At 72.6% G+C, this 13,444-nt stretch carries 15 protein-coding genes (1 of these 15 running past the window's edge); 11 read left to right on the top strand and 4 right to left on the bottom strand.

The genetic code is table 11. From position 1 onward, the window contains the following. Entirely contained in the window at positions 1-714 is a 714-nt protein-coding gene (locus AC0HI0_RS23820; RefSeq protein ID WP_480925717.1) for a DNA alkylation repair protein, read from the bottom strand. Between AC0HI0_RS23820 and sthA the strand changes: the two genes are divergently transcribed. After that, the gene (gene sthA / locus AC0HI0_RS23815) at positions 713-2,125 is read left to right on the top strand and encodes a Si-specific NAD(P)(+) transhydrogenase (protein ID WP_480925716.1); all 1,413 of its coding nucleotides are present in this window, start codon (positions 713-715) and stop codon (positions 2,123-2,125) included. The two genes, AC0HI0_RS23820 and sthA, sit on opposite strands and share 2 nt — an antisense overlap. Before the next feature lie 77 nt (positions 2,126-2,202). After that, positions 2,203-2,931: a class I SAM-dependent methyltransferase gene (locus AC0HI0_RS23810; protein WP_480925715.1), complete on the top strand. Its 729-nt coding sequence runs from the start codon at positions 2,203-2,205 to the stop codon at positions 2,929-2,931. On the opposite strand, the gene AC0HI0_RS23805 is transcribed toward AC0HI0_RS23810, so the two are convergent. Beyond that, positions 2,932-3,672, bottom strand: a complete 741-nt coding sequence (locus AC0HI0_RS23805; RefSeq protein ID WP_480925714.1) for a HEAT repeat domain-containing protein — start codon at positions 3,670-3,672, stop codon at positions 2,932-2,934. A 246-nt stretch (positions 3,673-3,918) separates the two neighbouring features. Between AC0HI0_RS23805 and argC the strand changes: the two genes are divergently transcribed. The 9 genes from argC (at position 3,919) to AC0HI0_RS23760 (ending at position 12,470) form a co-directional block, all read left to right on the top strand. Beyond that, positions 3,919-4,932, top strand: coding sequence for an N-acetyl-gamma-glutamyl-phosphate reductase (argC, locus tag AC0HI0_RS23800; RefSeq protein WP_480925713.1), 1,014 nt, complete (start codon positions 3,919-3,921; stop codon positions 4,930-4,932). Further along, a complete protein-coding gene (argJ, locus tag AC0HI0_RS23795; protein WP_480925712.1) occupies positions 4,929-6,137 on the top strand; it encodes a bifunctional glutamate N-acetyltransferase/amino-acid acetyltransferase ArgJ in 1,209 nt (402 codons plus the stop codon). The genes argC and argJ overlap by 4 nt, the downstream gene beginning before the upstream one ends. After that, a complete protein-coding gene (gene argB / locus AC0HI0_RS23790) occupies positions 6,134-7,018 on the top strand; it encodes an acetylglutamate kinase (RefSeq protein ID WP_480925711.1) in 885 nt (294 codons plus the stop codon). The genes argJ and argB overlap by 4 nt, the downstream gene beginning before the upstream one ends. Further along, positions 7,015-8,184, top strand: coding sequence for an acetylornithine transaminase (locus AC0HI0_RS23785; RefSeq protein WP_480925710.1), 1,170 nt, complete (start codon positions 7,015-7,017; stop codon positions 8,182-8,184). Before argB ends, AC0HI0_RS23785 begins: the two co-directional genes overlap by 4 nt. Beyond that, positions 8,184-9,110: an ornithine carbamoyltransferase gene (gene argF, locus AC0HI0_RS23780; protein WP_480925709.1), complete on the top strand. Its 927-nt coding sequence runs from the start codon at positions 8,184-8,186 to the stop codon at positions 9,108-9,110. Before AC0HI0_RS23785 ends, argF begins: the two co-directional genes overlap by 1 nt. Then, positions 9,107-9,598 (top strand): arginine repressor, encoded by a 492-nt coding sequence (locus AC0HI0_RS23775; RefSeq protein WP_480925708.1) that lies wholly within the window; start codon positions 9,107-9,109, stop codon positions 9,596-9,598. Before argF ends, AC0HI0_RS23775 begins: the two co-directional genes overlap by 4 nt. Then, on the top strand, positions 9,591-10,433 hold the full coding sequence (locus AC0HI0_RS23770) for an argininosuccinate synthase domain-containing protein (RefSeq protein ID WP_480925707.1): 843 nt from the start codon (positions 9,591-9,593) through the stop codon (positions 10,431-10,433). Before AC0HI0_RS23775 ends, AC0HI0_RS23770 begins: the two co-directional genes overlap by 8 nt. 89 nt (positions 10,434-10,522) lie before the next feature. Further along, positions 10,523-11,866, top strand: coding sequence for an argininosuccinate lyase (gene argH / locus AC0HI0_RS23765; RefSeq protein WP_480925706.1), 1,344 nt, complete (start codon positions 10,523-10,525; stop codon positions 11,864-11,866). Further along, on the top strand, positions 11,859-12,470 hold the full coding sequence (locus AC0HI0_RS23760) for a DNA-3-methyladenine glycosylase (RefSeq protein ID WP_480925705.1): 612 nt from the start codon (positions 11,859-11,861) through the stop codon (positions 12,468-12,470). The genes argH and AC0HI0_RS23760 overlap by 8 nt, the downstream gene beginning before the upstream one ends. Positions 12,471-12,539: 69 nt before the next feature. Here AC0HI0_RS23760 and AC0HI0_RS23755 read toward each other — a convergent pair whose 3' ends face one another. Together AC0HI0_RS23755 and AC0HI0_RS23750 are read right to left on the bottom strand one after the other, a co-directional pair. Continuing rightward, positions 12,540-13,061 carry an EF-hand domain-containing protein gene (locus tag AC0HI0_RS23755; protein ID WP_480925704.1) on the bottom strand — a complete coding sequence of 174 codons (522 nt, stop codon included), beginning with the start codon at positions 13,059-13,061 and terminating at the stop codon, positions 12,540-12,542. A 94-nt stretch (positions 13,062-13,155) separates the two neighbouring features. After that, on the bottom strand, positions 13,156-13,444 hold the 3' portion of the coding sequence (locus AC0HI0_RS23750) for a hypothetical protein (RefSeq protein ID WP_480925703.1). It continues 110 nt past the right edge of the window; 289 of the gene's 399 nt are visible here — the last part of the coding sequence; the start codon falls outside the window, past its right edge — the gene reads right to left on this strand; the stop codon is at positions 13,156-13,158.

The following is a 13,444-nucleotide window of genomic DNA, read 5'->3' as shown; positions in this document are numbered from 1 at the left end:
TCACAGGTGCTTGAGCGCTTCCCGGCGCGACAGCGGGGACAGCGCCGGGTGCTCGTCCACGAACGCCCGCACCCAGCCCGGGTCGACCCGGGCGTGCTGCCGCAGCGCCCAGCCGATGCCCTTGCGCAGGAAGAAGTCCGGGTCGGCGAGGTTCGCCTCGATCGCGTCGCGCAGCAGGTCCAGGTCCGTGTCGCCCTTCGCCCCGAGCTGGCAGATCACCGACACCCGGCGCCGCCACCGGTCCGGGTCGGTCGACCACGCGCGCACCACCGGCTCCACCTCGTCGGGGTGGTCGCGCAGCAGGGGGCCGACCCGCCGTGACGCGATCTCGTCCACGTAGTCCCACCACGCGCCGGTCACCACCATCTCGTCGTACACCGGCAGCACGGTCGGGTCCTGCCACCGCGGGTAGCGGCCGACGAGGTCGAGCGCGGCGTAGCGCTCCTCGCGGTGCGCGGCCTCCCGCCACAGCTCCAGCACGCACTCCAGCCACTGCTCGCGCGAGGTGAGCGGGTGCGCGGCGAACACCGCGCGGGTGAGTTTCGCGCGTTGCGGCTTGGCCACGCCGAGGAACGGCATCTCCGACTTCATGTACCGCTGCATCTCCGGCGCCTTGGCCGGGTTCGCCGCGTCGGCCAGTTCCCGCCGGATCGCCGGCACGAGTCCGTTCACGGCACCACCGTAGGCCGGTCGGGTGTGAAACGCTTCCGGCATGAGCGAGTACGACTACGACCTGGTCGTCATCGGATCCGGCCCGGGAGGGCAGAAGGCGGCGATCGCGGGCGCGAAGCTCGGCAAGCGGGTCGCCATCGTGGACAAGGCGGACATGGTCGGCGGGGTGTGCGTGAACACCGGCACCATCCCGTCGAAGACGTTGCGGGAAGCCGTGATGTTCCTGACCGGCATGAGCCAGCGCGAGCTGTACGGCGCGGACTACCGGGTGAAGAAGGACATCACCATCTCCGACCTGCTGGCCCGCACCCAGCACGTGATCGGCCGCGAGGTGCAGGTGGTGCGGGCGCAGCTGCACCGCAACCAGGTCGACCTGCTCACCGGCACCGCGCGGTTCGTCGACCCGCACACCGTGGCCGTGCAGGGCGCGCACCGCGGCGAGCACCAGACCGTGACCGCCGACAAGATCGTGATCGCCACCGGCACCCGGCCGGCCCGGCCGGCGCAGGTCGACTTCGACGAGGAGCGGGTGCTCGACTCGGACGAGGTGCTGGCGCTGGAGGAGATCCCGTCCTCGCTCGTGGTGGTGGGCGCGGGCGTGATCGGCATCGAGTACGCCTCGATGTTCGCCGCCCTGGGCAGCCGGGTGACCGTGGTCGAGCAGCGCGAGCGGATGCTGGAGTTCTGCGACCCGGAGATCGTCGAGTCGCTGAAGTTCCACCTGCGCGACCAGGCGGTGACGTTCCGCTTCGGCGAGAAGGTGGTGGACGTCAAGGTCTCCGAGAGCGGCACGGTGACGACGCTGGCCAGCGGCAAGCGGATCCCGGCCGCCGCGGTGATGTACTCGGCGGGCCGGCAGGGTTCGACCGAGGAGCTGGACCTGGCGGCGGCCGGCCTGACCGCCGACCACCGGGGCCGGCTGTCGGTGGACGAGCACTACCGCACGCCCGTGGAGCACATCTACGCGGTCGGCGACGTGATCGGGTTCCCCGCGCTGGCCGCCACGTCCATGGACCAGGGCCGGCTCGCGGCCTACCACGCGTTCGGCGAGGCGGCGCGGGAGCTGGCCGCGCTCCAGCCGATCGGCATCTACACCATCCCGGAGATCTCCTACTGCGGCGCGACCGAGGCCGAGCTGACGTCCTCGGCGGTGCCTTACGAGGTCGGTCTGGCGCGTTACCGCGAGCTGGCGCGCGGCCAGATCATCGGCGACGCGTACGGGATGCTCAAGCTCCTGGTGTCCACTGTGGACCGCAAGCTGCTGGGCGTGCACCTGTTCGGCACCGGGGCGACCGACCTGGTCCACATCGGACAGGCCGTGATGGCGTGCGGCGGCACGGTCGACTACCTGGTGGACACGGTGTTCAACTACCCGACGCTGTCCGAGGCGTACAAGGTGGCCGCGCTGGACGTGACCAACAAGATCCGCGCCCTGGACCGCTTCGGCGGGTGACCCGGGCGGCCTCGCGTACGCCGTGCGGGTCGGAAATCGGCTCGACCCGCACGGTCGTCGTTTGCCAGGGTCGGGGGATGGTCGACCGACTGTTCGCCGATCCCGCCCTGGCCGCGCTCTACGACGAGTTCTGCGCGGGCCGCCGCGACTTCGGCTTCTACCTGCCGCTGGTGATGTCCGCCCGATCCGTCCTCGACGTCGGCTGCGGCACGGGCGAACTGCTGCGCCTCGCCCGCGCCGCCGGCCACACCGGACGCCTGTGCGGCCTCGACCCGGCAGACGGGATGCTCGCCCAGGCCCGCAAGCGCACGGACGTCGAGTGGGTGCGCGGCGAACTCGCCACCACCTCGTGGCAGCGGGAGTTCGACCTGGTCGTGATGACCGGGCACGCGTTCCAGGTCTACGTCACCGACGACGAGGTGCGCACCGCGCTGCACGCCGTCCGCGCCGCGCTCGCCGCCGGCGGCCGGTTCGTGTTCGAGACCCGCAACCCGGCCGCGCGCGCCTGGGAGCGGTGGACGCCGGAGCACGCGGTCGACGTCGAGGCGGGCGGTCGGACCGTCCGGGTGACCACCGACGTGCACGAGGTGGCGGGCGACCTGGTCACGTTCACCCAGTCCTGGGCCGCCCCGGGCTGGTCCGACGCGAGCCGGAGCACGCTGCGGTTCCTGGACGTCGACGCGCTCGACGCGTTCCTGGCCGAGGCGGGCCTGCGGGTGGCCGACCGGCGCGGCGACTGGGACGGCGGCGGGTTCACCCCGGCCAGTCCGGAGGTGATCACCACCGCGGTGGTCGGCGCGGGGTGATCAGCGCCGGCGGGCCCGACTGGCCGCGCGCACGTGCTCGTCGGGGTCGTCGGCCAGCCGGCGCAGCAGTTCGGCCCCGTCCCGGTAGCTGGTCAGCGTCTGGGCGAGGACCTCGCGCACCTCGGGGTCGGGGTGGTGCAGCAGGTGCGCCAGCTCGGCCGCGCCGCCCCGGCTGCGCGAGCCCAGCCGCTGCAAGGCGTAGCAGAGGTCGAACTCGTCCTCCGCCGCGGCCAGCTGTGCCATCAGCTCGGACTTCTTCTTCGGCAGCGGCGGGTCGCCGAAGCGGGCCCGGAAGTCGGCGGCCTTGAACGCCCCGACGGGCAGGCAGGCCGGGCACCCGCAGGGCCTGCGGCCGTGCGCGTCCGGCTGGTACCGCCACCCCACGCCCTGCCGGATGTGCCTTACGCGCCGGATCTCGTCACGTGCCACCGCGCGGCGCAGGAGCACCTCGTACCCCCGCGCGTCGTCCAACGCCCGGAACGCCGCGATCGCCTGGGCGGCGGTCATCTCCTGTTGCGGTCTCCCGTAGTGGCCGAACGACACGGTCTCGCTGTCGGGGACGCGGAAGTCCACGGCCACGTACGTCCGTTGTCCGCTCCACCGCCGCAGTTCGCGCACCCACTGGTGCGACACGTCGTGGGGGAGCATGGAGGGCACGCTGAACACGTGCCGACCGGTGATCCCGGACCGCCGGACGCTGCGGGCGTTCTTCTCCGGTGTCAGGTGCGTGAACAGCGCCATGTGCGCTTCCGTGGCTCGTGGGGCATGGCGGCCACGTTAGGTGCGCGGCCACGCCGCAGGCGACCGAATTCGGGCCTGTCGAGTCAGGGCGACACCTGCGCCGTCGCACGTCTTACGATGCCGGTGCGGAACATGTGAACCCTCCTCTGTTTCGCGTTGTCGACGGCCCGCCCGTCGTCCCGGCGGGTGTGGCCTGCCCGACAAACCGGTTTGAGTGACGATGCACAAGCGTGCATACTTATCCGCATGACGGTACGGATCGCGGTCGCCGGAGCCAGCGGGTACGCCGGGGGGGAGCTGCTGCGCCTCCTGCTCGGTCACCCGGAGGTCGAGATCGGCGCGCTGACCGCCGGCGGCAACGCGGGCACCCCGCTGCTCGCCCACCAGCCGCACCTGCTCCCGCTCGCCGACCGCACCCTCGCCGAGACCACCGCCGACCGGCTCGCGGGCCACGACGTCGTGTTCCTCGCCCTGCCCCACGGCCACTCGGCCGAAATCGCCGCGCAACTCGGCGACGACACCCTCGTGGTCGACTGCGGCGCCGACCACCGGCTCACCGACCCGGCCGCCTGGGAGCGCTGGTACGGCGGCACGCACGCCGGCAGCTGGCCCTACGGCCTGCCCGAACTCCCCGGCCACCGCGACGCCCTCAAGACCGCGAAGCGGATCGCCGTCCCCGGCTGCTACCCGACCGTGTCGTCCCTCGCGCTCGCGCCCGCCATGGGCCTGGTCGAACCCGAGGTGACCGTGGTCGCGGTGTCCGGCACGTCCGGCGCGGGCAAGTCCCTCAAGCCCAACCTGCTCGGCTCCGAGGTGATGGGCTCGCTGAGCGCCTACGGCGTCGGCGGCACCCACCGGCACACCCCCGAGATCACCCAGAACCTGTCGCACGTCGCCGGCGGACCCGTGAAGGTGTCGTTCACGCCCGTCCTCGCGCCGCTGCCGCGCGGCATCCTGGCCACCTGCTCGGCCACCCTGACCTCCGACGTGGACGTCCGCGCCGTCTACGCGGAGGCGTACGCGGACGAGCCGTTCGTGCACCTGCTGCCGGAAGGCCACTGGCCGACCACGGGCGCGGTGCTCGGCTCGAACGCCGTGCAGCTCCAGGTCACCGTCGACGCCGACCTGAACCGCCTGGTGGTCGTCGCCGCGGTGGACAACCTGGCGAAGGGCACCGCGGGCGCCGCGGTGCAGTGCATGAACCTCGCACTCGGCCTGCCGGAGACCACCGGCCTGTCCACTGTTGGAGTAGCCCCGTGACCACCGAGAACGGCCCCGCACCCGCGCAGCGCCCCACCCGCGACCGCGGTGTGACCGGACCGAAGGGCTTCAAGGCCGCGGGCGTCGCCGCCGGCATCAAGGAGTCCGGCGCGCTCGACCTGGCGCTGGTCGTGAACGAGGGCCCCGGTCGGGCCGCCGCCGGCGTGTTCACCACGAACCAGGTGAAGGCCGCGCCCGTCCTGTGGTCGCAACAGGTGCTCAAGGAGCGCAGGCTCGCCGCCGTGGTGCTCAACTCGGGCGGCGCGAACGCGTGCACCGGCCCCGAGGGCTTCCGGGACACCCACGCCACCGCGGAGAAGGTCGCCGCCGTGCTCGGTGTGGGTGCCGTCGAGGTCGCGGTGTGCTCGACCGGCCTGATCGGCGAACGCCTGCCGATGGGCAGGCTCACGGCGGGCGTGGAGGCCGCCGCCGCGGAACTCGCCGCCGGCGACGCCGCCGGGCTGGCCGCCGCGACGGCCGTGATGACCACCGACACCCACCCCAAGCAGTCGTGGGCGGCGCACCCGGACGGCTGGTCGGTCGGCGGTTTCGTGAAGGGCGCGGGGATGCTCGCCCCGAACATGGCCACCATGCTCAGCGTCATCACCACCGACGCGGTGATCGACGGCGACACGCTCGACCAGGCCCTGCGCGCCACCACCGCCCGCACCTACGACCGGCTCGACGTCGACGGCGGCACCTCCACCAACGACACCGTGCTGGTGCTCGCCTCCGGCGCGTCGGGCCTCGCGCCCACCCCCGAGGACTTCGCCGCGCTACTCACCGCCGTCGCGGGCGACCTGGTCAAGCAGCTCCAGGGCGACGCCGAGGGCGTGACCAAGGAGATCTCGATCACGGTCACCGGCGCGGAGTCCGAGCAGGACGCGGTCACCATCGCCAAGACCGTCGCCGAGGACAACCTGGTCAAGACCGCCCTGTTCGGCTCGGACCCGAACTGGGGCCGGGTCGCGATGGCCGTCGGCCGCGCGCAGGCCACCGTCGACCAGCACAAGCTCGGCATCGCCATCAACGGCGTGACCCTCTTCGAGGACGGCCACAAGGCCGCCGACCGCAGCGAAGCCGACCTGTCCGGCCGCGACGTCGCCATCGTGGTCACGCTCGGCCTCGGCACCGGCGAGGCCACCGTGCTCACCACCGACCTGTCGCACGCCTACGTCGAAGAGAACAGCGCCTACAGCTCATGAGCCGCAGCGCGCAGGACAAGGCCGAGGTGCTGATCGAGGCGCTGCCGTGGTTGCAGCGCTTCCGGGGCGCGACGGTCGTGGTCAAGTACGGCGGCAACGCGATGGTGGACGACCGGCTCAAGCGGGCGTTCGCGCAGGACATGGTGTTCCTCAAGCTCGCCGGCCTGCACCCGGTCGTGGTGCACGGCGGCGGCCCGCAGATCGCCGCCATGCTCACCAAGCTGGGCATCCACAGCGAGTTCCGCGGCGGCCTGCGGGTCACCACGCCCGAGGCGATGGACGTGGTCCGGATGGTCCTGGTCGGCCAGGTCCAGCGCGAACTGGTCGGCCTGATCAACGAGCACGGGCCGTTCGCGGTCGGCCTGTCCGGCGAGGACGCGCACCTGCTCACCGCCGAACGCCGGGGCGCGGTCGTGGACGGCGAACAGGTCGACCTCGGCCTGGTCGGCGACATCGTCCGGGTGAACCCGGAAGCCGTGCTCGACATCGTGCGCGCCGGCCGCATCCCCGTGGTGTCCACGGTCGCACCCGACGCGGCGGGCGTCGTGCACAACGTCAACGCCGACACCGCCGCCGGCGCGGTCGCCGTGGCGCTGAACGCGCGGAAACTCGTGGTCCTCACCGACGTGGAGGGCCTGTACGCGGACTGGCCGGACAAGTCGTCGCTGCTGCACCGCGTCGGTGCCGACGACCTGGCGGAGATGCTGCCGAGGCTGGACAGCGGCATGGTCCCGAAGATGGAGGCGTGCCTGCGCGCGGTGCGCGGCGGCGTGCCCGAGGCGCACGTCATCGACGGCCGGCTCGCGCACTCGGTGCTGCTGGAGGTCTTCACCTCCGACGGTGTGGGAACGATGGTGACCGAACAGATGGGGGAGTCATGAACGACCGGCAGCGGTGGCAGGCCGCGATGATGGACAACTACGGCACCCCCGGCCTGACCCTGGTCCGCGGCGAGGGCGCCTACGTGTGGGACACCGACGGCAACCGCTACCTCGACCTGCTCACCGGTCTCGCGGTCAACGCCCTGGGCCACGCCCACCCGGCGGTCGTCGCGGCGGTCACCGCCCAGATCGGCACGCTCGCGCACACCTCGAACCTCTACATCAACCGGCCCTCGCTCGACCTCGCCGAGCGGCTGCTCGACCTGGCCGGCGTCGACGGCGACGGCCGGGTGCTGTTCTGCAACTCCGGCGCGGAGGCCAACGAGACCGCGTTCAAGCTCAGCCGGCGCACCGGCCGCACCAAGGTCGTGGCCACCGACGGCGGCTTCCACGGCCGCACGATGGGCGCGCTCACGCTCACCGGCCAGCCGCCCAAGCGCACCCCGTTCGAACCGCTGGTCCCCGGCGTCTCGCACATCCCGTTCGGCGACGTCGCCGCGCTGGAGGCCGCGATCGACGACGAGACCGCCGCGTTCGTCGTCGAGCCGATCCAGGGCGAGCAGGGCGTGGTCGTCCCGCCCGAGGGCTACCTCCAGGCGGCCCGCGAGATCACCGCCCGGCACGGCGCGCTGCTGGTGCTGGACGAGGTGCAGACCGGCGTCGGCCGGCTCGGCTCCTGGTTCGGCTTCCAGCAGGTCGGCATCGTGCCCGACGTGGTCACCCTGGCCAAGGGCCTGGGCGGCGGCCTGCCGCTGGGCGCCTGCCTGGCGTTCGGCCCGGCCAAGGACCTGTTCGGACCCGGCCACCACGGGACCACGTTCGGCGGCAACGCGGTGTGCTGCGCGGCGGGCCTCGCGGTGCTGGACACCATCGCCGCCGACGGCCTGCTGGAGCACGCCTCCGCCGTGGGCAAGGAGATCGTGGCCGGCGTCGAGGCGCTGGGCCACCCGCTGATCTCCGGGGTGCGGGGAGCCGGCCTGCTGCTCGGCATCACGCTGCGCGAGGCGGTCTCGGCGAAGGCCGCGGCGGCCGCGCAACGGGCCGGCTACCTGGTCAACCCGGTCCAGCCGGACGTGCTGCGGCTGGCCCCGCCGCTGATCCTGGACGAGGCCGACGCGCACCGGCTGGTCGCCGACCTGCCGTCGCTGCTGACCGAGGAGTCCTGATGGTGCGGCACTTCCTGCGCGACGACGACCTGAGCCCCGCCGAGCAGACCGAGGTCCTCGACCTCGCCGACCGGCTCAAGGCCGACCCGCTCGACGCCAAACCGCTCGCCGGCCCCAAGTCCGTCGCGGTGATCTTCGAGAAGAACTCCACCCGCACCCGGCTGTCGTTCGAGGTCGGCATCGCCCAACTGGGCGGCAACCCGGTGATCATAGACGGCCGCTCCATGCAGCTCGGCCGCGAGGAGACCATCGAGGACACCTCCCGGATCCTGTCCGGTTACGTCGACGCCGTGGTGTGGCGGACCTTCGCCCAGAAGCGCATCGAGGCCATGGCGTCGGTCTCCCGCATCCCGGTGATCAACGCGCTGACCGACGAGTTCCACCCGTGCCAGGTGCTCGCCGACCTCCAGACCATCCGCCGCGTGCACGGCACCCTCGCCGGCCTCACCGTCACCTACCTGGGCGACGGCGCGAACAACATGTCCAACTCGATCCTGCTCGGCGGCACCACCGCCGGGATGCACGTCCGGATCGCCGCCCCGGCCAACTTCGCGCCCCAGCCGTGGGTGCTCGACGACGCCCGCGAGCGCGCCGCCGAGACCGGCGGCAGCATCGAGGTGATCACCGACCCGCGCGCCGCCGTCGACGGCTCGCACGTGCTGGTCACCGACACGTGGACCTCCATGGGCCAGGAGAACGACGGCCGCGACCGGGTCGGCCCGTTCCGGCCCTACCAGGTCAACGCCGACCTCGTCGCCTCCACCGGCGTCAAGACCACCGTCCTGCACTGCCTGCCCGCGCACCGGGGCTGGGAGATCACCGACGAGGTCCTCGACGGCCCCGACAGCGCCGTCTGGGACGAGGCCGAGAACCGCCTGCACGCCCAGAAAGCCCTCCTGGTGTGGCTGCTGGAGCAGTCACGATGACCCGCACCGCGCGGCAGGCCCGCATCGTCGAACTGGTCAGCCAACGCGCCATCCGCAGCCAGTCGGAGCTGGCCAAGACGCTGGCCGTCGAGGGCATCGAGGTCACCCAGGCCACCCTGTCCCGGGACCTCGACGAACTCGGCGCGGTCAAGCTGCGCGGCGCGGACGGCGGCGCGCCGGTCTACGTGATCCCCGAGGACGGCAGCCCGGTGCGCGGCGTCCAGGGCGGCACGTCCCGGCTGGTGCGGGTGCTCACCGAACTGCTCGTCTCGGTCGACTCCTCGGGCAACCTCGCGGTCCTGCGCACCCCGCCCGGCGCGGCGTCGTTCCTGGCCAGCGCCCTGGACCGGGCCGCGCTGCACGACGTCGTCGGCACCATCGCGGGCGACGACACCATCCTGGTGGTCGCCCGCGAACCGCTGACCGGCGCGGAACTGGCCGCCCGGGTGAGCGCCCTGGCCGCGGGCGAGGAGGACGGCGGTGACTGAGCTGGTCGTCCTCGCCGGCCCCGCCGACCGGATCGCGGAGGGGGCGGCGGTCGTCGTCGTCGTCGACCTCGGCCAAGGCGGCGAGGACCCCGAGACCACCCGCCGGCACGCCCTCGCCTCCGGCGCGGCCGAAGTCGTCGTGATCGACGCGCGCGACGAGTTCGTCGAGCACTACGGCCTGCCCGCGCTGCGCGCCGCGACACCCCACCCGGACCTGGTGCCCGCGCTGTCCCAACCGCTGATCGCCCAGCACGTCGTGCGGGTCGCGCAACGCCTCGGCGCGACCGCCGTCGCCGGCGCGGACCCCCGGTTCGCGCTCGCCGTCCACGCGCTGGCACCCCACCTGGAAGTCCGCGCGCCGACCACCCGCCCCGCGCCGCCCGTCCCGCGACCCGCCCACCCCTACGACAACGAACTGGTCGTCACGTTCGACCAAGGCGTCCCGGTCGCTCTCGACGGCGAGACGGTGACTGCCCGCCAGGCCGTCCGGGAACTCAACCTCCGGGCCGGCGGCCGGCACCGCGAACGACTCGACGCACCCGGCGCGCTCGCCCTCGCCGCGGCCCACCGGGAACTCGAAGACCTCACCCTGGAGCCCGAACTCGCCCGCTTCACGCGGCAGGTCGGCCGGCAATGGGGTGAACTGGTGCGCGACGGGCAGTGGTTCTCGCCCCTCAAACAGGCGTTGGACAGCGTCCTCGACACCGCCCGGCGGCACGTCTCCGGCGAGATCCGGATCGTCCTGCCCGGCGGTCGCGACGCCGTCCGCCCGGCCGCCGAACCCGGCGGCAACCCGTTGCACCAGACTGTCGCCAAGGGCTTCGTGCAGCTGTGAGGCCCGTCGAGCAAGATCGCAGCGAAGAGGGATCAGAGCTAGTGAGTTCACTTTGGGGCGGGCGGTTCGCCAGCGGACCCGCGGACGCCATGGCACTCCTGTCGGCTTCCACGCACTTCGATTGGCGACTCGCGCCTTACGACATCAGGGGCTCCCGTGCACACGCCCGCGTGCTCAACCGCGCGGGCCTGCTCACCGCAGACGAGCTGGACCGGATGCTCGCGGCGCTGGACGCCCTGCAAGCCGACGTCGAGTCCGGGGCGTTCACCCCCACCCTCGCCGACGAGGACGTGCACACCGCGCTCGAACGCGGCCTCATCGAACGCGCCGGACCCGACCTCGGCGGCAAGCTCCGCGCCGGCCGGTCCCGCAACGACCAGGTCGCCACGCTGTTCCGGATGTGGCTGCGCGACGCCGCCCACCGCGTCGCCGAAGGCGTCCTGGACGTCGTGGACGCCCTGGCCGGCCAAGCCGAGGCGCACCCGACCGCCGTCATGCCCGGCCGCACCCACCTCCAGTCCGCGCAGCCCGTGCTGCTCGCCCACCACCTCCTGGCCCACGGCCAGGCGCTGCTGCGCGACGTCGAGCGCCTCAAGGACTGGGACAAGCGCGCCGCCGTCTCCCCGTACGGCTCCGGCGCCCTGGCCGGCTCCTCGCTCGGCCTCGACCCGGCCGCCGTCGCCGCCGAACTCGGCTTCGACGCCCCGGCGGAGAACTCCATCGACGGCACCGCCTCCCGCGACTTCGCCGCCGAGATCGCGTTCGTGCTGGCCATGATCGGCGTCGACCTGTCCCGGATCGCCGAAGAGGTGATCATCTGGACCACCGCCGAATTCCACTTCGCGGTGCTCGACGACGCGTGGGCCACCGGCAGCTCGATCATGCCCCAGAAGAAGAACCCCGACGTCGCCGAACTCACCCGGGGCAAGTCCGGCCGGCTCATCGGCAACCTCACCGGCCTGCTGGCCACCCTCAAGGCCCAGCCGCTGGCCTACAACCGCGACCTCCAAGAGGACAAGGAACCCCTGTTCGACTCCGTCGAGCAGCTCGAACTCCTGCTCCCCGCGATCACCGGCATGATCGCCACCACGCGCTACGACACCGCGCGGATGGCCGAGGTCGCCCCCGCCGGCTTCACCCTGGCCACCGACATCGCCGAGTGGCTGGTCCGCCAGGGCGTGCCGTTCCGGGTCGCCCACGAGGCCGCGGGCGCGTGCGTCCAGACCGCCGAGACCCGAGGCGTCGGCCTCGCCGAGCTGACCGACGCCGAGTTCGCCGCCATCTCGCCGCACCTCACCCCCGACGTGCGCGACGTGCTGACCGTCGAGGGGTCCATCGCGTCCCGCGACGCGTACGGCGGCACCGCGCCCGACCGGGTCGCCGAACAGCTCAAGCGGCTGCGCGACAAGGCCGGCCTGGCCCGCCGTGGTTAGACAGCTCACCGAGCAGGAGCTGGCCGTCGACCCCGTGGACGCGGCCCGGCTCCTGCTCGGCGCGGTCGTCCAGAGCACCACTCCGGACGGCGTCGTGGGCGTGCGGATCGTGGAAGTCGAGGCGTACCGGGGCGGCGACGACCCCGCGTCCCACTGCTACCGGGGCCGCACCCCGCGCAACGACGTCATGTTCGGGCCGGCCGGACGCCTGTACGTCTACTTCGTGTACGGGATGCACTTCTGCGCCAACGTCGTGTCGTCGACCGACGGCGTACCCGGCGCCGTGCTGCTGCGCGCGGGCGAAGTGGTGGAAGGCGAAGACCTCGCCCAGATGCGCCGCCCGACCGCCCGCAGCACCGCCGAACTCGCCAAAGGTCCCGCACGGTTCACCGGCGTCCTCGGCCTCGCCCGCGAGCACAACGGCACCGACCTCACCGCCGAAGACGCCACCGTGCGCCTGTTCGCGGGCGACCCGGTCACCGACATCCGCACCGGCCCCCGCGTGGGCGTGGCGGTGGCCATGGACGTGCCGTGGCGGTTCTGGATCGACTCGCCCGCGGTCAGCACCTACCGCCGGGGCACCAGGCGCACACGCGTCGGCTGAGCCCCCCGGACCGCCCACCGCGCCGGACCTCGTGAACGACACGCCCGAGGTCCGCGCGCGGCACCCGTCCTAGACCTCGCCGAACACGTGCGTACCCGGCGCGTCCTCGTCGTCACCCGCCCAGAACTCCACCCAGTGCCGGGCGAACTCGCCCTTCGAGATGTGCCCGTCGCCGTTGACGTCCAAGCGGGCGAAGACGGCTTCGGTCGAGGTCTCCGCACCCGTCCAGGCGCGGATCATCCAGCTGTACTCCTCGGCCGAGATCTCGCCGTCGCCGTCTTCGTCCACCGCCTCGAACATCGACTCCGCCGTGGCGACCACCAGGTCCAGCATGGCGCCCAGGTTGTCGATGACCGACAGCAGTTCGTCGAACGAGACCTTCTCGTCCCGGTCCTCGTCCGACGCCGCGAGCAGCGTCTCCCACCAGCCCATCATCAACTCGCGCAGCCGGGCCTCGCCGCTGTCGCCGCGGATCGCGACCCAGCGGTCGGTGAGCGCCTCGAAGTCCGCCCGCTCCAGGAAACCGTCGTCGTCGGCGTCCATCGCACGGAACACGATGGCGCCCTTCCGCTTCTGCAAGTCGCTGGCCACCCGCCAAACCTGGCCGCCACGCGCGCGTACGACAATTGGCCACCGGGGCGAATTTTCCTCACCCGAGTGAATCTTGTGGTGACCCTCGGTAGCGCTACCGGACGGTCCTGCGGTACCAGACCCGCCGTTCGCCCGCCGGCAGCGCCACCCGGGTGATCAGGTTGGTCAACACCGCGCCGATCACCAGCCACAGCACCGCCGCGAGCCCGTCGTTCAGGAACGTCCGCAGGCCGTCGCTCGCCGGCGTGAACAGCCCGCGCAGCCCCAACGACACCCCCGCCGACCACGACTCGATCATCTGCGCGAACCCGTTGCCGGCGTTGGCACCCGCCACCACCAGGAAGATGTGCACCGCCAAGACGATCGCGAACACCCAGCAGATC

Source organism: Saccharothrix sp. NBAS 001 (assembly GCF_056640475.1).
This window is presented reverse-complemented; position numbering and strand designations above follow the sequence as displayed.